This window comes from Streptomyces sp. NPDC006450 (assembly GCF_040612195.1).
Lineage (GTDB): Bacteria > Actinomycetota > Actinomycetes > Streptomycetales > Streptomycetaceae > Streptomyces.
This window is the reverse complement of record NZ_JBEXPT010000015.1, coordinates 45767-66746: the sequence shown is the minus strand read 5'-3', so window position 1 is coordinate 66746 and position 20980 is coordinate 45767. Positions and strand designations below refer to the sequence as shown.

The following is a 20980-nucleotide window of genomic DNA, read 5'->3' as shown; positions in this document are numbered from 1 at the left end:
GACTGTAAGCCGCTGATCGATGATCGATCAAATGAAAGTGACGAAGAAACGTCCATACGACGAAAGTCGGCACCGGGTGCCATGAAGACAGGCACCCGGTGCCGGGTAAATCGGGGCAAGACGGGCGCTCCCGCAGGGCTGTACCGGCTGGATCAAGCCCTCGGCGCGCATCCCAGAACGTGCCGCTTCACGAGCAGACCGATCTCCGGATCCTGATTGCGGAAGGCGTCCACGAGGGCCTCGTGCTCCTCGGCGTAGGACTTCTGGACGGTTCCCAGCCACCGGATGGACAGGGCCGTGAAGACCTCGATGCCCAGGGACTCCCAGGTGTGCAGCAGCACGCTGTTCCCGGCGGCCCGCACCATCTCCCGGTGGAAGCCCACGGTGTGCCGCACCTGGGCCGTCCCGTCCGCGCTGCGGTCGGCCTCCCACAGACCCGCCACGTGCGGTTCCAGGGCCGAGCAGTCGGCCGCCAGCCGGGGCGCGGCCAGCTCGGCCGCGATCTGCTCCAGGCCCGCCCGGACCGGATAGATCTCCTCCAGGTCCGCCGCCGAGAGGTTCCGTACGCGCACGCCCTTGTTCGGCGCCGACTCGATCAGCCGCAGCGTCTCCAGCTCGCGCAGGGCCTCGCGTACGGGCGTCTGGCTGACCTCCAGCTCCACCGCGATCCGGCGCTCCACGATCCGCTCACCGGGCTTCCAGCGCCCGCTGACGATCCCCTCCACGATGTGCTCGCGGATCTGCTCGCGCAGCGAGTGCACGACGGGTGGGGTGATCATCGGGGCTTCATCTCCTGAAGGGTGTGCAGGGGCATGCGGGGCCTGATGCGTAGACAATACGGCGGAGCCGCTCGTCGCGATGCGTTCCTGGTCAGAGGCGCAGGGTGAGGCTGGTTACAGCCGTCGGCCGGAGGGGCCCAGGGTACGACGACGGCGCCCCCGCCCGGGACTTGCAACCCGGGCGGGGGCGCCGTGCGCGACAGTCGTGGACCGCTGCCGCTGTCAGCCTCGCAGGCTGTCCTTACAGACCGAGCTCGACCTCGAACTCGCCGGCCTCGAGGATCGCCTTGACGGCCGAGAGGTACCGGGCCGCGTCCGCGCCGTCCACCAGGCGGTGGTCGTAGGACAGGGTCAGGTACGTCATGTCGCGGATGCCGATGTTCGTGCCCTCGGCGGTCTCGATGACCACCGGGCGCTTGACCGTCGCGCCGATGCCCAGGATGGCGACCTGGTTCGGGGGCACGATGACCGTGTCGAACAGCGCACCGCGCGAGCCGGTGTTGCTGATGGTGAAGGTCGCGCCCGACAGCTCGTCCGGCGTGATCTTGTTGCCGCGGACCTTGGAGGCCAGGTCGGCGGTCGCCTTGGAGATGCCCGCCAGGTTGAGGTCACCGGCACCCTTGATGACCGGGGTCATCAGGCCCTTCTCGGAGTCCACGGCGATGCCGATGTTCTCCGAGTCGAAGTAGGTGATCGTGCCCTCGTCCTCGTTGATCCGGGCGTTGACGACCGCGTGGGCCTTCAGCGCCTGGGCCGCGGCCTTGACGAAGAACGGCATCGGGGACAGCTTGACGCCCTCGCGGGCGAGGAAGCCGGCCTTGGCCTTCTCGCGCAGCTTCATGATCTTGGTGATGTCCACCTCGACCACGGAGCTGAGCTGCGCCTGCGAGTGCAGGGCCTTCATCATGTTGTCGCCGATGACCTTGCGCATGCGGGTCATCTTGACCGTCTGACCGCGCAGCTCGGAGACCGCGGCGGCCGGAGCCTTCGCGGCCGGAGCGGCAGCGGCCGGAGCCGGAGCGGCAGCGGCGGCCTTGGCGGCCTCGGCGGCGGCCAGGACGTCCTGCTTGCGGATACGGCCACCGACACCGGTGCCCGAGACCGCGGACAGGTCGACGCCGGACTCCGTGGCGAGCTTGCGCACCAGCGGGGTCACGTAGGCACCCTCGTCACCGGCGGAAACCGGGGCGGCGGGGGTGACCGGGGCGACCGGAGCCGCAGGGGCGACCGGAGCCGGAGCGGCGACCGGAGCCGGAGCGGCCACGGGGGCCGCCACGGGCGCCGGAGCGGCCGCGACCGGAGCCGGGGCGGCCACGGGCGCCGGAGCGGCGACCGGAGCCGGAGCAGCGGCCGGAGCCGGGGCGGCGGCGGCCGGAGCGGCCGCGGGAGCCGCGCCCGCCGCGCCGATGACGGCCAGACGCGCGCCGACCTCGGCGTTCTCGTCCTCGGCGACCAGGATCTCCAGCAGGACGCCGGCGACCGGGGCGGGGATCTCGGTGTCGACCTTGTCGGTCGAGACCTCCAGCAGCGGCTCGTCGGCCTCGACCGACTCGCCGACCTGCTTCAGCCAGCGGGTGACGGTGCCCTCGGTGACGGACTCGCCCAGGGCGGGGAGCACGACATCCGTACCGGCGGCGGCCGGTGCGGCGGCGGCCGGGGCCGCGGGGGCCTCGGCGACGGGGGCCGGAGCGGCCGGAGCCTCAGCGGCCGGGGCCGCGGGGGCCTCGGCGGCCGGAGCCTCGGCGGCCGGAGCGGCGGCCGCGGCCGGCGCGCCCGAACCGTCGTCGATGACGGCCAGCTCGGCACCCACCTCGACGGTCTCGTCCTCGGCGACCTTGATGGAGGCCAGGATGCCCGCCACGGGGGACGGGATCTCGGTGTCGACCTTGTCGGTCGAGACCTCGAGCAGCGGCTCGTCGGCCTCGACGCGCTCGCCCTCGGCCTTCAGCCAACGGGTGACAGTGCCCTCAGTGACGCTCTCACCGAGCGCCGGAAGGGTTACGGAAACCGACATGGTTTCAGTTGCTCCTAACGAAAGTGCGGAAGTGGTCGTCGCGCCCAGTGACGATTAGTCGTGTGCGTGCAGGGGCTTGCCGGCGAGTGCCAGGTGCGCCTCGCCCATCGCCTCGTTCTGCGTCGGGTGCGCGTGGATGAGCTGCGCGACCTCGGCCGGCAGGGCTTCCCAGTTGTAGATCAGCTGGGCCTCGCCGACCTGCTCGCCCATCCGGTCACCGACCATGTGGACGCCGACCACGGCACCGTCCTTGACCTGGACGAGCTTGATCTCGCCCGCGGTCTTCAGGATCTTGCTCTTGCCGTTGCCCGCCAGGTTGTACTTGAGGGCCACGACCTTGTCCGCGCCGTAGATCTCCTTGGCCTTGGCCTCGGTGATGCCGACGGAGGCGACCTCGGGGTGGCAGTACGTGACGCGCGGGACACCGTCGTAGTCGATCGGGACGGCCTTGAGGCCGGCCAGACGCTCCGCGACCAGGATGCCCTCGGCGAAGCCGACGTGCGCGAGCTGGAGGGTCGGGGCGAGGTCGCCGACGGCCGAGATGGTCGGCACGTTGGTCTGCATGTACTCGTCGACCACGACGTAGCCGCGGTCCATCGCGACGCCCTGCTCCTCGTAGCCCAGACCCTGGGAGACGGGGCCGCGGCCGATCGCGACCAGCAGCACCTCCGCCTCGAAGGTCTTGCCGTCGGCCAGGGTGACCCGCACGCCGTTCTCGGTGTACTCGGCCTTGTCGAAGAAGGTGCCGAGGTTGAACTTGATGCCCCGCTTGCGGAACGCCCGCTCCAGCAGCTTGGAGCTGTTCTCGTCCTCGACCGGCACGAGGTGCTTGAGGCCCTCGATGATGGTGACGTCGGTGCCGAAGGACTTCCACGCCGAGGCGAACTCGACGCCGATGACGCCGCCGCCCAGGACGATGGCGGACTCGGGCACGCGGTCCAGGACCAGCGCGTGGTCCGAGGAGATGATGCGGTTGCCGTCGATGTTCAGGCCCGGCAGCGAGCGCGGCACGGAGCCGGTCGCCAGGAGCACGTGGCGGCCCTGGATGCGCTGGCCGTTCACGTCGACGGAAGTCGGCGAGGAGAGGCGGCCCTCACCCTCGATGTAGGTCAGCTTGCGGGAGGCGACCAGACCCTGCAGGCCCTTGTACAGGCCCGCGATGATGTCGTCCTTGTACTTGTGCACACCCGCGATGTCGATGCCCTCGAAGGTGGCCTTGACACCGAACTGGGCGGCCTCGCGAGCCTGGTCCGCGATCTCGCCCGCGTGCAGCAGAGCCTTCGTGGGGATGCAGCCGTTGTGCAGGCAGGTGCCGCCGAGCTTGTTCTTCTCGATCAGGGCAACGTCCAGACCCAGCTGGGATGCGCGCAGTGCCGCGGCGTAACCGCCACTGCCGCCGCCGAGGATCACTAGGTCGAAAACGGTGCTGGCGTCGTTCGCCACGTCACGTCCTCCATGCATGTGCGCCGAGCACCGGTCCTCTGTGACCGGGCGGCGGCTGGTATACGGCCGCTTTTTCTTCGGCCCTGTGGTGGGGGCCCTGTCCTGCCGAGAACCCATCTTCGCATTTGTCGGCGGAACGCGGGACGCCGGGCCTGCCCTGGGGCAGGTCGTTCTGCCCGAACCGGGGGTTACCGCAGCGTAGAAACCTACGGATTTCGTTGTAAGTGAACAGGCCCCGACCATGATCGGAAAATCTGATCATGGTCGGGGCCTGCGGATGCCGCTGCCCGGCTACGCCCTCGGCGTCAGCCCAGGTCGCCCGTGGCGGTGCGCTCGGCCAGTCGCACCAGGGTGCGCACGGCAGAGCCGGTGCCGCCCTTAGGGGTGTAGCCGTACGGGGCGCCCTCGTGGAAGGCGGGGCCCGCGATGTCGAGGTGGGCCCAGGTGATGCCCTCGCCGACGAACTCCTGGAGGAAGAGGCCAGCCACCAGGCCGCCGCCCATCCGGACGCCCATGTTCGCGATGTCGGCGGTGGGGGAGTCCATGGACTTGCGCAGGTCCTCGGGGAGCGGCATCGGCCACGAGGCCTCGCCGACCTCCTCGGCGATCTCGTGGATGGAGGTGCGGAAGGCGTCGTCGTTGGCCATGATGCCGAAGGTGCGGTCGCCCAGGGCCATCACCATGGCGCCGGTCAGGGTCGCCACGTCGACGATCGCGTCCGGGTTCTCCTCGGAGGCCTTGGTCAGCGCGTCACCCAGGACCAGGCGGCCCTCGGCGTCCGTGTTGAGCACCTCGACGGTCTTGCCGCTGTACATGCGCAGCACGTCGCCCGGCTTGGTGGCCGAGCCGGAGGGCATGTTCTCCGCGAGCGCGAGCCAGCCGGTGACGTTGACCTGGAGGCCGAGCTTGGCGGCCGCGACGACGGAGGCGAAGACGGCGGCGGCGCCGGCCATGTCGCACTTCATCGTCTCGTTGTGGCCGGCCGGCTTCAGGGAGATGCCGCCGGAGTCGTAGGTGATGCCCTTGCCGACGAAGGCGAGGGTCTTCTCCGCCTTGGCGTGGGTGTAGGAGAGCTTCACCAGGCGCGGCGGGTTCTCGGAGCCCTTGCCGACGCCCATGATGCCGCCGAAGCCACCCTTGACCAGGGCCTTCTCGTCCAGGATCTGGACCTTGATGCCGTTCTCCTTCGCGGTCGCGGAGGCGACGGCGGAGAAGGCCTCGGGGGTGAGGTCGTTCGGCGGGGTGTTGACGAGGTCGCGAGCGATGTTGATCTCGGTCGCGACGATCGTGGCGCGCTCGGCCGCGGCCTTGTGCTCCTTGTCGCGCGGCTTGGCGCCGAGCAGGGCGATCTCGGCGAGCGGCTGCTTCGGGCCGCCGTTCTTGCCACCGTTCGAGGCCTTCTTCTCGCCGCCCTGGTACGCGGTGAAGGCGTACGCGCCCAGCAGCGCGCCCTCGGCCACGGCCGTGACGGCGGAGGCGTCGTCCAGGGGGAGCGCGAAGGCGGCCTTCTTGGTGCCGTGCAGGGCACGGGCGGCGGCGCCGGCGGCGCGGCGCAGCGCCTCCTCGTCGTAGGACTCGTCCGCGTCGGGAAGGGCGCCCAGTCCGACCGCCAGCACGACCGGGACCTTGAGGCCGTCCGGTGCCGGCAGCTTGGTGGTCTCGCCTTCGGCGCCCGAGGCACCGAGCGCGTCGAGCACGGCGGCGAGCTTGCCGTCGTACGCCTTGTCCACGGCCTCGGCGCCCGCGGCGACGACGGGGCCCTTGGGGCCCTTCGCCACGCCGACGACGAGGACGTCGGCGCGCAGCGTCGCCGGTCCGGCAGTGCTGAGAGTCAGAGCAGTCACGGTGGTGAATTCTCGCTTCCGTTTTGGTGGTGTGGGCCGAGTGGGTGGACGGCCGTCCGTAGCGATCGTATTCGGGCCCGATGGCCGCCGGAAACGAGCCTACGCGTACGCACTCGTCCGCACGCCACTCGAAGGTTTGGCAAGTTGTTCGATCACGAGGCGGGCAGGTTCACCCATCTGTGGCTTCTGTTCCACGTTTGCCTCTTGGACCTGACGAGGTCCGAAACACTCGGACCACTCTCGCAAGGGGACGCGGGGTTCCTTTGCATCATTTCCACAGAGCCTCCCCGGTCTGGCCCAACGCCACAGGCCGAAGTCGAGGATCTGCGGGGGGAAAGGCCGAAATGGTCCACAAGAACCGGATGAACAGGGTCGCCGCAGTCTGCCTCGCGGCCGCCATAGCATCCGTCGCGGTACCCGGAGCGGCCGCGCAGGCGGCGGTCACTCCAAGGGTCGACCTGAGGGTCCTCGTCGTCGACGACGGCGGGAGTTCCGTCGAGGCGATCACGGCGGAGCTCCGCGACACAGGAGTTCCGTACACCCGCATCGACCTGGGCAGCGGGAGCCGTCCGGTCGTCAACGCGGCGTTCCTCGCGGACACGGTCGACGGGCGGCCGCGCGCCAAGTTCCAGAGCGTCGTGCTCCCGAACGAGAACCCGTTCGGGGCGGGCTCGGCCGAGATGGCCGCGCTCACCGCGTACGAGACGGCGTACGGGATCCGCCAGGTCGACGCGTACACCTGGGCCCACCCGGGCGTCGGCTTGGAATACACCGACAACGGCGGCTACAGCGGCACCCTCGACGGCACCCGGGCCGACATCACCGCCGCCGGCAAGGCGGGCCCCTTCGCCTACCTCGGGGGACAGGTGGCCTTCGAGGACAACTCGCCGCTGATCCCCGAGAGCTACGGGTACATGGCCAAGCCGCGGACGGGCTACACCAGCTACCTTGACGCCCCGGTCGGCTCCGGACGGGCCTCGCTCGTGGGCGAGTACACGCACGACGGGCGCAGCGAACTGGTCGTCACCTTCGGCTACAACCAGCACCAGCAGCAGTTCCGGCTGCTGGCCCGGGGCATCGTCGAGTGGATGACCCAGGGCGTCCACCTCGGGCAGGAGCGCAACTACTTCGCGGTCCACGTCGACGACGTCTTCGCCCCGGACGCCCGCTGGAACAAGGAGCTCAACTGCACCCCGGGCGACTACGCCTGCGCCGGCGGCGAGGGCCAGGAGTCCACGATCCGGATGACGGCCGCCGACGCCGTGTACGCGGCGCAGTGGCAGACGTCCAAGAACTTCAAGCTCGACATGCTCTTCAACGGCGGCGCCGGTGAGGAGTGGAAGGCGGAGCACGGCGGCGTCGACGCCCTGACCGCGCAGCTCGTCGCCGACCGGGCGAAGTACCGGTGGATGAACCACACCTACACCCACCCCTTCCTCGGCTGCGTCCAGGACACCACCACCGTCCCGTGGACCTGCACGAAGAACGCCCAGGGCGCCGTCAACTGGATGAGCCGCGCCGAGATCTCGGCGCAGATCCGCGACAACAACAACTGGGCGGCCTCCAAGGGCATCGCCATCGACCGGACCGAACTCGTCACCGGCGAGCACTCGGGCCTGAAGACCGACCCGCAGCAGGCCCAGGACAACCCCAACCTGGCCGGCGCGCTCGCCGACAACGGCGTGAAATGGGCGGGCAGCGACAACTCCCGCGAGCCCGCACAGCGGGCGGTCGGCGCCGCGCTGACCGTCCCCCGGCACCCGATGAACGTGTACTACAACACGGGCACCAACGCCGAGATGGCCGACGAGTACAACTGGATCTACACCAGTCGGGCCGACGGCGGCAGCGGCATCTGCGAGGACAACCCCGGCACCTCCACCTGTCTGCCGGCCCCCCTCGACGCCCAGACGGGCTACCTGGACCACATCGTCCCGGCCGAGGCCAGGACCGCCATGCGGCACGTCCTGAACAACGACCCGCGCCCGCACTACGTCCACCAGTCCAACCTCGCCGAGGACCGCACGCTCTACCCGGTGCTGAACCAGGTGCTCGACACCTACCGCACCCTCTACGCGCCCTCCGCGCCGATCGTGAACCAGAGCATGAAGGACACCGGGGTGGAGCTCCAGCGCCGCGCGGCCTGGAACGCGGCGGTCGCCGCCAACCAGGTCACCGCCTACCGCATCGGCAAGGTCGTCACCGTCAAGACGCCCTCCGGAGTCGTGGCCCCGGTCACCGCGCCCACGGGCACCAGGAAGCAGCTCCTGCTGGGCACGGCGGACTTCGGTACCGCCTACGCCGGCTCCCGCTCCACCTGGACGGCTCCCGAGCTGCTCCAGAGCGCCGTCACGCTGAACATGCCCTGACGGTGCGGATGCCGCGGATGCCCTGACGCTCCACCCGCTCCGCCGCGCCACCCGCCCCGGCCATCCCGGGCACGCACCAAGACAGCCACGCGTACCACCTAGCGCCGGCGCTCCGCGAACCACGGGCGCCGGCCCCTTTTCCGTCCTTGGGGGGACACACCGCATGAGCCATGGGCGCCATGTCACCATGCTCACCGAAGGCACCTACCCGCACGTCCACGGGGGCGTCAGCACGTGGTGCGACCAACTGGTCCGCGGCATGCCGGAGGTCGACTTCAACGTCATAGCCCTGACCGGCTCCGGACGTGAGCCGGTCACCTGGGAGTTGCCGCGCAACGTCTACCGCCACACCAGCGTTCCCCTCTGGGGCGCACCGCCGGCCCGCAGACTCCGCTCCGGTCTGCGGGGCAGGGCCCGGCGCGGATTCGCCGAGACCTACGAGACCTTCCTGCTCTCCCTGCTCGACCCCGCGCGCGGCGGATTCTCCGATTCCCTGCGCGAGCTGGCCCTGCTGGCCCGCTCCGGGCGGCTCGCCGCGGCCCTGCGCTCCGAATCGGTGCTGCGCCTGCTGATGACCGTCTGGACCCGCCCCGGCCTGGTCACCGCCGCCGCCGAGCCCACCATCCACGACGCGCTCACCGCCACCGACCTGCTGGAACACGCACTGCGCCCGCTGTCCGTGCGGATCCCGCCCGACAGCGTCGCGCACGCCGTCAGCAGCGGACTGGCCACCCTCCCGGCGCTCGCCGCCAAGTACCTCGACCAGGTGCCCTTCCTCCTCACCGAGCACGGCATCTACCTCCGCGAGCGCTACCTCGGCTACCGCAGCGCCGAACAGCGCTGGCCCGTCAAGGCCCTCATGCTCGGCTTCTACCGCGAGCTCAACACCGAGGGCTACCGCCAGGCCGACCTGATCACCCCCTGCAACCAGTACAACCGCCGCTGGGAGGAGCGCGGGGGCGCCGACTCCGAGCGGATCCGCACCGTCTACAACGGCGTCGACCCGCACGCCTTCCCCGAAGCCGGTCCCGAACCGGAGGTCCCCACCCTCAGCTGGTGCGGCCGCATCGACCCCATCAAGGACCTCGAAACCCTCATCCGCGCCTACGCGTTCATGCGCGAGGAGCTCCCCGCCCTGCGTCTGCGCCTCTTCGGTCCGGTCCCGGCGGGCTGCGAGGAGTACAAGCTCACGCTGGAGAAGCTCGCCGCCGAGCTGGGGGTGAGCGACGGGATCTCCTACGAGGGCCGCATCGACAAGGTCGCGCAGGCCTACGCGGCCGGCTCCGTCGTGATGCTCTCCTCCATCAGCGAGGGCTTCCCCTTCTCCATCATCGAGGCCATGTCCTGCGGCCGCACCACCGTCTCCACCGACGTGGGCGGGGTCCGCGAGGCCGTCGGCGACACCGGCCTCGTCGTCCCGCCTCGCGAGCCCGAGACCATGGCCCGCGCCACCCTCGCCCTGCTCCGCGACGACGAACGCCGCGCGGAACTCGGCCGGATGTCGCGCAAGCGGGTGGTGGAGAAGTTCACGCTCCACCAGTCCGTGGACGGCTTCCGCCACATCTACCGCGAGCTCGCCGGCCAGCCCGTGCTGCCCGTCCACGTGGGCGACGAGTGGACCCAGCGCCTCGCCGACCCCTGGTACAAGGAACTCGCCGCCGACGGGAGCCTGTGGTGAGCGGATCCCTGTGGCTCAAGCCGCCCGGCCCGGACGGGACCTGGGTGCCCGTCGGCCACGCCGCGTCCGCCGGGCGCGGTACGGCGCCCGCCGCGGACGCGGCCGACGCCCTGCCCGGCATCCCCCGGCCGCGCCGCGCGGGACCGGCCGCCGACCCGATGGACGAACTCGCCGAGCGCCTCGACGTGTTCATCGCCGCCGCCGTCCACCCCGACGAGATCGCCGCCGTCCTGGAATCCGACGGGATGACCGACGAGCACATCCGCCTCACCTACGGGCGCCAGGACTCCTTCGGTCTCGCCGAGGAGCTCTACGCCCGGGTGCCGCGCTCCTTCCCGGAGCCCGACCGGGTCCCCGACCCGTGGAAGGTCCCGCTCACCGCCTGCCTCCTGCGCGGGGTGATCTTCGCGCTGCCCGGGCTCGCCTACCTGCTGGGCGCACCCCTGCTGGAGGGACCCCAGGACCGGCTGGGGCTGCCCGCCGGGACGCTCACCCTGCTCGCCGGGGCGCTCATCGGCTGGGTCTGGGACCAGACCCTGTCCCACCGGGCGTACTCCTGGCTCGGTCTCGGCGACCGGGCCGCCGCCGGGCGGACCCTGCTCGCCGGCGCCCCCGCGGGGGCCCTCCTGGGTACCGCCGCCGCCCTGGCGGTACCCGGCGGGCCCCCCTTCTCCTACGCCTTCGCCGCAGGCCAGGCCCTGTACGTCGGGGCCGCCACCGTGCTGCTCGTCCTCGGGCGGGAGCGGCTGCTGCTGGCCGCGCTCGCACCGATGGCCGCCGGGGCGCTGCTCTCCCTCGTCCTGGAACTGCCCGTCCCGGTCCGGGTGGTCCTGCTGACGGCCTCCCTCCTGGCCGCCTGCGGCCTCGCCGCACGGGAACTGCCGCTGGCCGACGGCCTACGGGCCCTCGCGACCCGGGTCCGCGGCTGGACGGAGCACCGGCCGGGCGAACGCGGCCAGGTGCGCTGGCAGATGCTGCGCGGCGCCGAGGAGGAGCACGCGCCGCGCGGACCCCGGCTCGGGGACTCCGTCCCGTACGGGGTGTTCGGCCTGGGCACCGGCCTGCTCGTGCTGTACGCCGCCCTGGGGGAGGTGCTCGCCGGCGGCCCCGCCGAGGCGGTCGCGGCCCCCTCGGCGGTGGCCCTCACCCTCAGCATGGGCCCCGCCGAATGGCTGCTCCACCGGTTCCGCAGCGGCAGTCTCGCCGGGCTGCGCGCGGCACGCTCGCCCCGGCAGTTCTGGCTGCGGATGCTCTCCACCCTGGCCCGGTGCCTCGCCGTCTACCTGGCGGTGCTGCTGGCCCTCGGCCTCACCGGAACCCTGCTCTGGCCCGGCGCGCCCGGTCTGACCGGGGTCCGGGTCGCCACCCTGCTGCTGCTCGGGGCCGTGATGTGGACCGGGCTGCTCCTGCAGTCCTTCGGGGCGGTCCGGCCCGCCGCGGTGGTCTGCGCCTCGGCCGCCGTCGCGCAGAGCCTGGCCCTGCTGCTGGGGCTCGGCCAGCCGCGCGCCGTGCAACTGGCCGTCGCCGGAGCCGCGGCGCTCGCGCTGGGCACGCTCGTCTGCCTGCTGCTCGGCCGCGCGACGGCCCACCGCTGACCCCGCCGTCCCCGCCCACCGCCGCCGACGCACGTGACCCCGTACGAGAAGAAGGACCTCATGCTCCTGGTGCCCCTCTACGAGCACCCCGCCGACCGCCCCGAGTACTGGGAGCGGCTCATCCGCTCCGCGGGCCGGCTGCACTCCGTGGTGCTCAACCCCGCCAGCGGGCCGGGCGAGGCCCCCGACGAGCGGTTCGCCGCCGTCGCGACACGGTTACGCCAGGCCGGGGTGCCCGTCCTGGGGTACGCCGACACCGACTACGGGCGCCGCCCGCACTCCGCCGTGGTCCAGGACCTGCTGCGCCACCGCGACTGGTACGGCACCGACGGGACCTTCCTGGACCAGGCCGCGTCCGGCCCGGAGTTCCTGCCGCACTACCAGCGGCTCGTCGTCGCGGCGCGGGCCGCCGGGGCCCGTACCGTGGCCCTCAACCACGGAGTGCACCCGCACCCGGGCTACGCCGAACTCGCCGACCTGCTCGTCACCTTCGAGGGGCCCTGGGACGCCTACCGCGACGCGGCCGCCGTTCCCCCGTGGACGGCGGACCATCCCGCCCACCGGTTCTGCCACCTCGTCTACGCCGTCCCGCCGGGCGCCCCGGCCGCCGAACTCGCCGAGCGGCTCGCGGCCCAGCGGGGGGCGGGGGTGCACTGTGCGGTCCCGGGGACCGGCGCGCACCCGTGGGGGACCCTGCCGTACGCCCTGGAGGCCGCCGGATGAGACGCCCGTCCACCCGCCCGTCCACCCGCCCGTCCGGCCGCTCGTCGACCCGCCGCCTGCTGGTCCACGGTGTCGCAGCCGTCCTGCTGCTCGCGGCCTGCACCTCCGGGCCGGACCACGACGAGGAGGACCGGCCCGACGACCTCTCGCCCGCCCCCGCGCCGGGGGAGCGCTGGCAGCCGGCGCCCGGGGTCAGCTGGCAGTGGCAGATCACCGGGAAGCTCGACACCTCGGTGAAGGCGGCGGTCTACGACATCGACGGCTTCACCACCACCAAGGAGCAGGTAGCCGAGCTGAAGGCCGCCGGCCGGCGGACCATCTGCTACCTCTCCACCGGCGCCTGGGAGGACTTCCGGCCCGACGCCGGGGCCTTCCCGCCGTCGATGCGCGGGGAGGGCAACGGCTGGGAGGGCGAGCGCTGGCTCGACATCCGCCGGCTCGCGGAACTGGAACCGCTCATCGCCAAACGGTTCGACATGTGCCGGGACAAGGGCTTCGACGCGGTGGAACCGGACAACATGGACGCCTACCGCAACACGTCCGGCTTCCCGCTCACCGCCGGCGACCAGCTGAACTACAACCGGCTGATCGTGCGGCTCGCGCACGACCGGGGACTGTCGGTCGGGCTCAAGAACGACCTGGACCAGATCCCGGAACTGGTGGGGGACTTCGACTTCGCCGTCAACGAGCAGTGCGCCCAGTACGACGAGTGCGGACGGCTGACCCCCTTCATCGCGGCGGGCAAGGCGGTCTTCCACGTGGAGTACGAGCTCCCGGCGAGCCGGTTCTGCGCCGGTACGACCGCGCTGAAGCTCAGCTCGCTGGAGAAGAAATACGACCTGGGCGCCTGGCGCAGGACGTGTGATCAGGTCCGGAAGCCGTAGCGTCCGGCATCCAGCGGCTCACAGGGTCGCCCGGGCGGTGGGGGTGAGGCCGTCCTGGGCCTCCTGGGCTCGCTGCGCCGCCATCTGTGCGAGCGCCTGCAGGGTTTCGACCTCGTAGTCGTCGTTGCTGCCCTTCTCGGACACGTAGACGACGGTGGTGCCGACACGGGCGAGTGCCAGGCCCTGCCCCTTCGACATCTCGGCGGCGGACGACTGGTCGCCGAGCGCCGGCATGGCCAGCGGGCTGCCGCTCCCCAGGCTCTTCCTGGCGATGTCCTCGTAGACGCGTTGCGCGTCGGCGGCGGAGGCGCAGGCGATCACCGCGAAGGACGCCGACTGGTCGAAGGGGTTGCGGAACGATGCCTGGGCCGTGTGCAGCACCCCCTTGCAGTCCGTGGCCTCCGGGCAGGCGTCGGCGCCGGACTTGAGGGAGTCCGTGGAGCGGGTGGTCCAGCCGGTCGGCATGCTGTGGAGGTCGGGCACGACGGACGAGACCACCGCCGGGTCGTCGAGCACCTTGACCTGGCGCCCGCCTCCGCCGCTTCCGCCGGGCGCCCGCCCGTCGTCGTCCGTGACCAGCCGGCCGAGCCCGTAGATGGCCGTGACCAGCAGTGCGGCGATCAGGACGAGGCCTGCGAGCGCACCCGGGCTGCCCTGGCGGATCTTGGTGACCGCCTGGTCCCCGAGTACGAAGGTGCCCCGGGCCCGGCCGTTGCGGTCGATGTTGATGCTTCCGACGAGGCTGGGCGGCGCCGCCGGCGGGGGCGGCGCCACCACGCTCGCCAGGTACGCGGCGAACGCGGGGTCCTCGGCGAGCACCGCCGCGAGCTTTTCGTGCAGCCGCGCACGGGCGTCCGGATCGTCCGGTGACAGCTCGACCGCGGCCACGGCCTCGGCGCCCTGGCTCACGGCGCCCAGTCTGCCCCGCACCAGGTCCACGATCATGCCCCCGGCGGCGGCGCCGGCCGCACCCGAGGCGCCGGCCACCGCGGCGTTCGCCGCCCGTGCCACCGCTTCCACCGCTGCTGCTGCCAGATCCATCGCCATGGCCGTCCCCCCGGACATCGGCTCGCCTCGAGTCGCACCAACTCTGCAAGTCTGTACGGGAGTTGCAGTTTTGTCAGGTGTGGTGGCAAGCCAAATCGAGAACGGCCGGGAGCGCTCAGCCCACCGGGAGGATCGCGTGCACCCGGTAGCCGCCCCCGAAGCGGGGGCCGGCGAAGCAGGAGCCGCCCAGGGCCACGGCCCGCTCGCGCATGCCGAGCAGGCCGTGCCCGCCACCGGGATCGCGGGGCTCAGGCGAGGGGTCCGGCGCGGAGCCGCCGTCGTCCAGCACGGTCACCTCCACCGAGCCGCCCACCCGCACCACGCTGACCTCGGCGCCGGCCCCCGGGCCCGCGTGCTTGCGGACGTTGGTCAGCGCCTCCTGGATCACCCGGTATGCCGCCAGGTCCACCGCGGCGGGAAGCGCGGCCGCGGCGGCCGGACCCAGCTGGACCATCACCTTCACCGGGAGCCCGGCGTGCCGGAAGGTGCCCACCAGGTCGTCGAGGACCGCCAGACCGGGCGCCGGTTCCGTCGGCGCCTCCGGGTCGCCGGACTGGCGCAGCAGACCGACGGTCGCCCGCAGCTCGTTCAGGGCCGAGCGGCTGGCGTCCCGTACGTGCGACAGGGCCTCCTTGGCCTGGTCCGGGCGCTTGTCCATGACGTGCGCGGCCACCCCCGCCTGCACGTTGACCAGGGCGATGTGATGGGCCACCACGTCGTGGAGGTCCCGGGCGATCCGCAGCCGCTCCTCGGCGACCCGGCGCCGGGCCTCCTCCTCGCGGGTCCGCTCGGCGCGCTCGGCCCGCTCCTGGATGGCGTCGATGAACGCCCGCCGGCTGCGCACCGCGTCCCCGGCGGCCGCGGCCATGCCGGTCCAGGCGAAGATGCCGAGGTTCTCCTGCGCGTACCAGGGCAGCGGTCCGGCCAGCATGGCCACGCCCGTCAGCCCGGCCATGGTGATCAGGCCGAGCTTCCAGGTGGTGGGCCGGTCGGTGCGGGAGGCCACCGTGTACAGGGCGATGACCGTGCACATGGCGACGGGCGCCCGCGGCTCCCCGGTGGTCAGCTCCAGCAGGGACAGCCCGATGGTCACGGCCAGCACCGCGCGCGGCCGCCGCCTGCGCAGCACCAGGGCGCCCGCGCCGAGCACCATGAGGACCAGCGAGAACGGCTCGGGGGTACGGGTTCCGAAGGTCGGACCGTGCTCCCCGTGCGGGTCGGCGAAGGACCCGACGACCATGGCGACGAGCGCCCCGAGCGCCAGTACGGCGTCGGTGGCCAGCGGATGGTCCCGCATCCACTGCCGCGTGGGGGCGAGCGGCCCGAGGTGTGTCGTCACCCCGATACGGTACGGCCCCGCACGCGTTCTCAGACCCGGGGCGGCGCTGCGGGTGGGGGCGGCGCCGCGGGTGGGGTCCCCGCCGGGGGCCGCCCCAGCGGGGCGCGGGAGCGCTCCGGGCCCCACCGGGCGCGGACCAGGCAGAGCAGCATCACCGAGGCGATGGCGGCCAGGTGTTCCTTGCCCGCCAGGTTGTCCTTGAAGACCAGTTCGCCGACCATGACCAGGATCACGACGGCGCCTGTCAGGTACGCCCGGTAGCGCCAGCAGACGTACACGGCGAGCCCGACCACCGCCGCCGAGGGCCCGGTGTCGTTGACGATCCTGTCCGACGCGGGCAGACCGAAGGGGTGGTCCGGGCCCAGCGAGAGCCCGATCCGCGCGTAGGTGGTCCCGGCCAGGGTGGCCACGTAGCCGATGACCAGCGTCCGCCACCAGCCGATGCAGATCTCCGAGATCCCGAAGACGAGCAGGATCTGCGCGAGCGCACCCCACACCGGCAGGTCCAGCGCCGGGACGAACAGCGACAGCGGGGTCCGCAGCAGGGCCAGCCAGAGCGGGTCGACGGCCTTGACCGACCCGAGGTCCTGCACCGGCTGGAAGCCCCAAGAGGTCTGCTGCACGATCTGGAAGACCGCAGTCAGGCAGACCGCGCCGAGGGTCATCGGGATCGCCCGCCACGTGTCGCGGACGAGCGCGTCCCGGACCGTCCGGTACAGGGGCCCCCACTCGCGGCGGGCAAACCGCCGCAGGGAGGCAGTGGTCAACGCTTGCTCTCCAGATGTCTGCGGTGCATCCACTTCGGCAGCCCGGGTGCTTCCAGGAAGCCCTCGGCCCGGCCCGCCGCGATCCCGATCCGCAGGAGGTCCGAACTCTTCTCGAAGAGCATGAACCGCGGTTCCCAGATCGGCCTGTATTTGGCGTTGGCCCGGTAGAGGGACTCGATCTGCCACCAGCGGGAGAAGAAGCTCAGCAGAGAGCGCCACAGACGCAGCACCGGGCCGGCGCCGAGCTTCGACCCGCGCTCGAAGACGGACCGGAACATCGCGAAGTTGAGCGAGACCTGGGTGACCCCGATCTCCTTGGCACGCTCCAGGAGTTCGATGACCATGAACTCCATCAGGCCGTTCTCGGAATCCCGGTCACGGCGCATCAGGTCCAGCGACAGGCCTTTGGGGCCCCAGGGCACGAAGGACAGGACGGCGCGCAGCTCGCCGTCTCCGTCGAAGCACTCCAGCATCACGCACTGGCCGTCGTCGGGGTCGCCCAGCCGGCCCAGCGCCATCGAGAAGCCGCGCTCGGTCGCGCCGTCGCGCCAGTCGTCGGCGCGCAGCAGGAGTACGTCCATCTCCTCGGCCGGGATGTCGGCGTGGCGGCGGATGCGGACGGTGTACCCGGCCCGCTTGACCCGGTTGTACGCCTGGCGGACGGTGCGCATGGCCCGGCCCTCCAGGGTGAACTCGTCGGTCTCGACGATGGCCTCGTCGCCCAGTTCCAGCGCGTCCAGTCCGTGCCGGGCGTAGATCTGCCCGGCCTCCTCGCTCGCGCCCATCACGGCGGGGACCCAGCCGTGCTCGCGGGCCTCGGCCAGCCAGGGCTCGATGGCGCCGGGCCAGGCCTCGGGGTCGCCGATCGGGTCGCCGGAGGCCAGGGAGACCCCGCCGACGACGCGGTAGGTGACCGCGGCCTTGCCGGTCGGGGACCAGATGACGGACTTCTCGCGGCGCAGCGCGAAGTACCCGAGCGAGTCGCGGTCGCCGTGCCGGGCGAGCAGCAGGCGCAGCTTCTCCTCGTCCTCCTCGCCGATCGGGTCCACGGCGCGGCGCGAGCGGAAGGCCGCGAACAGCACGGCGAGCAGCAGCAGCGTCGACATGACGTTGATCGTCACGTCCACCCAGCCCGGGGTGGTGATCGTGTTGTACGCCTTGTCGTCCGGAGCCAGGGTGACCAGACGCATGACGCCGTACCGCCAGCGGGCCAGGAACGTGGCGTCCGCGGCGTCCGGGTCGGTGTTGGTCGCGCCGACGAGCAGGGCGGCCACCAGCGAGGTCACCAGCAGGCCGACGGAGGCGACCAGGCTGGCCAGCAGCGGGTTGGAGCGGTCGCCCTTGGCGTAGAACTCCCGGCGTCCCAGCAGGAGGGCGCCGACGAAGAGCGCGGTCAGCCCGAAGGCCACCCAGTTCTGGGGATGGACGCGGAACTCCGGATAGCAGAACTCGTACGAGCCCCCCGAGCACGGGGTGAAGGAGGCGACGGCGGCCATCGAGAAGGCCGCCAGGAGCAGCCCGCTGAGCACGAGGTTCAGGATCCAGGCCGCGCGTTTGCGGCGGCCCATGGTGACGGTGAGCAGCAGCGAGAACGCCGCGGAGGCGAAGCCCGCCGTGAGCAGGTACGGCGTGTAGAAATCGGCGGTGCTGTGCCGGCGCAGGTCCTGGCCGAGCGAGAACCACACCGCGCTGAGCAAGTTGACGAAGGTGACGGCACGCAGGTACCACACCGCGAAGGCGGCGCTGCGCCGCGAGCGGACGCTTCCCCGGCCGGATTCGCGGCCGGATTCCCGGCCGTTCACCTGGCCGGCCGGTGCGGCGCCCTGTGCGGCTCCCTTGGTGTTCCCCTGGGCGCTCGCCTGGGCGTTCCCCCGCCCGCCCCCCGGATTGTTTCTGCCGTCCGGATCCCCACCGGTTCCTCGGTCGGTCTTCCGATCGGTCTCTGCGCTGGTCAAACGGACCTCTCCCATAAAAAGCGATGATATGGGGCATCGCGGTCCGTGCTGACGTGCGGAGTGCCGCGGCCTGGTCAGGACCGCGGGCTCCGGCGACTCATTCGGTGGGCTCGGCCGCTCGTTCGGGGAGTTCCGCCGCGAGTGCGGCGGCCGCCTGGACGAGGGGAAGAGCCAGCAGCGCCCCGGTTCCTTCTCCCACAGTGACGCCGTGGTCGAGCACGGGGTTGAGTGCCATCCGGTCCAGTGCCTTCGCCTGGCCGGGCTCCCCGCTGGCCTGTCCGGCCAGCCACCAGTCCGGGGACCGGAAAGCCGCCCGCTGGGCCACCAGCCCGCAGGCGGCCGAGACGACCCCGTCGAGGATCACGGGGGTACGGCGCACCGCGCACTGGAGCAGGAAGCCGGTGATCGCGGCGACGTCGGCGCCGCCGACGGCGGCGAGCAGCGCGACCTGATCCCCGAGGACGGGCCGGGCGCGTCGCAACGCGTCGCGGATCGCCGCGCACTTGCGCATCCAGGTCAGGTCGTCGATCGGCATGCCGCCGCGGCCGGTGACCACGGAGGCGTCCGTGCCGCACAGGGCGGCGACGAGGGTCGCGGCGACGGTGGTCCCGCCGACGCTCAGGTCGCCGAGGACGACCAGATCGGTCCCGGAGTCGGCCTCCTCGTCGGCGATCCGGATGCCGAGCCGCAGCGCGTCGGCGGCCTCCTCGGCGGTGAGCGCGTCCTCCACGTCGATCCGCCCGCTGCCGCTGCGGATCCGGTGCCGGGTGATCTCCTCCGGCAGCAGTGCCGGATCGCACGCCAGGCCCGCGTCCACGATCCGTACGGAGGCGCCGAGCCGCCCGGCCAGGACCGCCACCGGGCTCCGGCCGTCCAGGACGGCCCGCACCAGCTCGTGGGCGCTGCCGGCCGGACGCACGGAGACCCCCTCGGAGGCCACCCCGTGGTCGGCGGCGAACAGGACGACGCGGGGCCGCTCGATCGGCTTGACCGGCACCTGTCCCTGCGCGGCGGCGAGCCACTCGGCGAGTTCGTCGAGCCGCCCCAGCGCCCCGACCGGCACGGCCAGCCGTTCACGGCGTTCCTCGGCGTCACGCCGGACGCCCCCGTCGGGGCGCTCGATCAGATCGGAGAAGTCGTCGAGATTCAGCGTGGTCATTTGCCAGAGGGTACAGCGGCCCCCCGCGGTGCCCGAACGGTCCGTGCGCCGCGCTGCGTTGCCGGTCCCCGCGGCTACTGCCTCAGGACCAGCGCCTGCCCCGCCACCACCAGCAGGACGTGCTCGCACTCCCCGGCGACCCCCGCGTTCAGCCGCCCCAGCTCGTCCCGGAACCGGCGCCCCGACGCGGTCGCGGGGACCACGCCCGAGCCGACCTCGTTGCTGACCAGCACCACCGGCCTGCGGGTCGCGCGGACGGCGGCCACGAGCGACGCGGTCCGCTCCCGCAGCTCCGCCGCGCCCTTGTCCGCCCACACCGCGTCGTCCCAGGCGCCGACCCGGTCCATCGCGTCCGTGAGCCACAGCGCCAGGCAGTCGATGAGCAGCGCCGGGCCCTCCTGCTCCAGCAGCGGCACCAGATCGCAGGTCTCCACCGTCCGCCAGGACGCGGCCCTGCGCTCGCGGTGGAGCCCGACCCGCGCGGCCCATTCCGCATCGCCCTCGCGCGTACCGCCCGTGGCCACGTAGACGACCTCCGGGTAGCCGGTCAGCCGGCGCTCGGCCTCGTACGACTTGCCCGACCGGGCCCCGCCCAGGACCAGGGTCCGCCGCGGCACCTCCGGCGCCGGGCGGTATTCCCCGGCCGCCACCGTGGTCCCGTCCGCCACCGTCCGCGCGCCCGCGGCCGCGCACCGGCGCTCCAGTTCCGCTCCCGGCGGGGTGTCGTGGTCCAGGTGGACGGCGATCACGTCCGTCGCCGGGCCCACCGCCCCGCTGGCCCGCAGCCGCGCCAGGGCCTCCGGCCGGCCGAGCACGTCCGCGAGGACCACGTCGTACGCGCGCCGCCCGCTGGAACCCGAGGTCCCGGCCGGGGCCCCGCCCGGCGGCAGGTACAGCATCCGGGCGCCGTCGGGCCCGGTCACCTCGTACCCGGTGCCCGGCGCGTCCATCGGCACGGCCCGCACCCGGTGCCCGGAGATCACCGCGAGCTCCCGCCCGTCCGGCACCCGCCCGGCCGTCGGCAGCCCCGGCGGCAGCTCCACGGCGGGGCCGTCGTGCGGGTGGGTCAGCAGGACCTGCCGTACGGCGGCCAGCGAATGCCCCGCCCGGGCGCCCGCGAGCACCGCCCCGGGGGTCAGGTCCAGCAGCAGCGCCCCGTCCACGAGCACGGAGGTGGCGGCGCGCGCGCGGGGCCCCACGGAGAGCGCGCAGGCCGCGCAGGGACAGCCGGGGCGGGGCAGTCCTTCGGGTGTGCCGGTGCCGAGCAGAGTGAGTTCCACAGGATGATCCTCCCGCGTCGCCGGGACTGCTGCGCGCCCGGTTAGTCTGCGGGCACACTCAAGGCGAGAAGCGTGTGAGAAGCGGACGAGCAACGGAGGCGGAC

General features: G+C 72.5%; 15 protein-coding genes. 5 read left to right on the top strand and 10 right to left on the bottom strand.

What is annotated here, in order from left to right; translation table 11 throughout:
* Positions 1-152 precede the first annotated feature (152 nt).
* From ABZY57_RS08555 to ABZY57_RS08540, 4 genes are all read right to left on the bottom strand, one after another.
* Entirely contained in the window at positions 153-776 is a 624-nt protein-coding gene (locus tag ABZY57_RS08555) for a GntR family transcriptional regulator (RefSeq protein WP_356509506.1), read from the bottom strand.
* Positions 777-1020: 244 nt separating this feature from the next.
* Positions 1021-2793, bottom strand: coding sequence for a 2-oxoglutarate dehydrogenase, E2 component, dihydrolipoamide succinyltransferase (gene sucB, locus ABZY57_RS08550; RefSeq protein WP_356509488.1), 1773 nt, complete (start codon positions 2791-2793; stop codon positions 1021-1023).
* 54 nt (positions 2794-2847) lie between these two features.
* Positions 2848-4236: a dihydrolipoyl dehydrogenase gene (gene lpdA, locus ABZY57_RS08545; RefSeq protein WP_243329979.1), complete on the bottom strand. Its 1389-nt coding sequence runs from the start codon at positions 4234-4236 to the stop codon at positions 2848-2850.
* Positions 4237-4541: 305 nt separating this feature from the next.
* Entirely contained in the window at positions 4542-6080 is a 1539-nt protein-coding gene (locus ABZY57_RS08540; RefSeq protein WP_356509487.1) for a leucyl aminopeptidase, read from the bottom strand.
* Between the two features lie 344 nt (positions 6081-6424).
* On the opposite strand from ABZY57_RS08540, the gene ABZY57_RS08535 reads away from it, so the two are divergent.
* The 5 genes from ABZY57_RS08535 to ABZY57_RS08515 all read left to right on the top strand — a co-directional run bounded on the left by ABZY57_RS08535 (position 6425) and on the right by ABZY57_RS08515 (position 13329).
* Positions 6425-8449, top strand: coding sequence for a hypothetical protein (locus ABZY57_RS08535; RefSeq protein ID WP_356509486.1), 2025 nt, complete (start codon positions 6425-6427; stop codon positions 8447-8449).
* 163 nt (positions 8450-8612) lie between these two features.
* Positions 8613-10127: a GT4 family glycosyltransferase PelF gene (gene pelF, locus ABZY57_RS08530; protein ID WP_356509484.1), complete on the top strand. Its 1515-nt coding sequence runs from the start codon at positions 8613-8615 to the stop codon at positions 10125-10127.
* Positions 10124-11722, top strand: a complete 1599-nt coding sequence (locus tag ABZY57_RS08525) for a hypothetical protein (protein ID WP_356509482.1) — start codon at positions 10124-10126, stop codon at positions 11720-11722. Before pelF ends, ABZY57_RS08525 begins: the two co-directional genes overlap by 4 nt.
* 60 nt (positions 11723-11782) lie before the next feature.
* Positions 11783-12445 carry a spherulation-specific family 4 protein gene (locus tag ABZY57_RS08520; protein ID WP_356509480.1) on the top strand — a complete coding sequence of 221 codons (663 nt, stop codon included), beginning with the start codon at positions 11783-11785 and terminating at the stop codon, positions 12443-12445.
* Positions 12442-13329, top strand: a complete 888-nt coding sequence (locus ABZY57_RS08515; RefSeq protein ID WP_356509478.1) for an endo alpha-1,4 polygalactosaminidase — start codon at positions 12442-12444, stop codon at positions 13327-13329. The genes ABZY57_RS08520 and ABZY57_RS08515 overlap by 4 nt, the downstream gene beginning before the upstream one ends.
* An 18-nt stretch (positions 13330-13347) precedes the next feature.
* Here the strand turns inward: ABZY57_RS08515 and ABZY57_RS08510 are convergent, their stop codons facing one another.
* The 6 genes from ABZY57_RS08510 to ABZY57_RS08485 form a co-directional block, all read right to left on the bottom strand.
* Positions 13348-14376: a hypothetical protein gene (locus ABZY57_RS08510; protein WP_356509476.1), complete on the bottom strand. Its 1029-nt coding sequence runs from the start codon at positions 14374-14376 to the stop codon at positions 13348-13350.
* Positions 14377-14491: 115 nt separating this feature from the next.
* Positions 14492-15673 (bottom strand): histidine kinase, encoded by a 1182-nt coding sequence (locus ABZY57_RS08505; protein ID WP_356509504.1) that lies wholly within the window; start codon positions 15671-15673, stop codon positions 14492-14494.
* Between the two features lie 71 nt (positions 15674-15744).
* Complete coding sequence (locus ABZY57_RS08500; protein ID WP_356509474.1) at positions 15745-16482, bottom strand: hypothetical protein; 738 nt, start codon at positions 16480-16482, stop codon at positions 15745-15747.
* Positions 16479-18452 (bottom strand): phosphatidylglycerol lysyltransferase domain-containing protein, encoded by a 1974-nt coding sequence (locus ABZY57_RS08495; protein WP_356509472.1) that lies wholly within the window; start codon positions 18450-18452, stop codon positions 16479-16481. Before ABZY57_RS08495 ends, ABZY57_RS08500 begins: the two co-directional genes overlap by 4 nt.
* 82 nt (positions 18453-18534) lie before the next feature.
* Positions 18535-19596: a nicotinate-nucleotide--dimethylbenzimidazole phosphoribosyltransferase gene (gene cobT, locus ABZY57_RS08490; protein WP_356509470.1), complete on the bottom strand. Its 1062-nt coding sequence runs from the start codon at positions 19594-19596 to the stop codon at positions 18535-18537.
* Between the two features lie 74 nt (positions 19597-19670).
* Positions 19671-20876 (bottom strand): bifunctional adenosylcobinamide kinase/adenosylcobinamide-phosphate guanylyltransferase, encoded by a 1206-nt coding sequence (locus ABZY57_RS08485; protein WP_356509468.1) that lies wholly within the window; start codon positions 20874-20876, stop codon positions 19671-19673.
* Positions 20877-20980 lie beyond the last annotated feature (104 nt).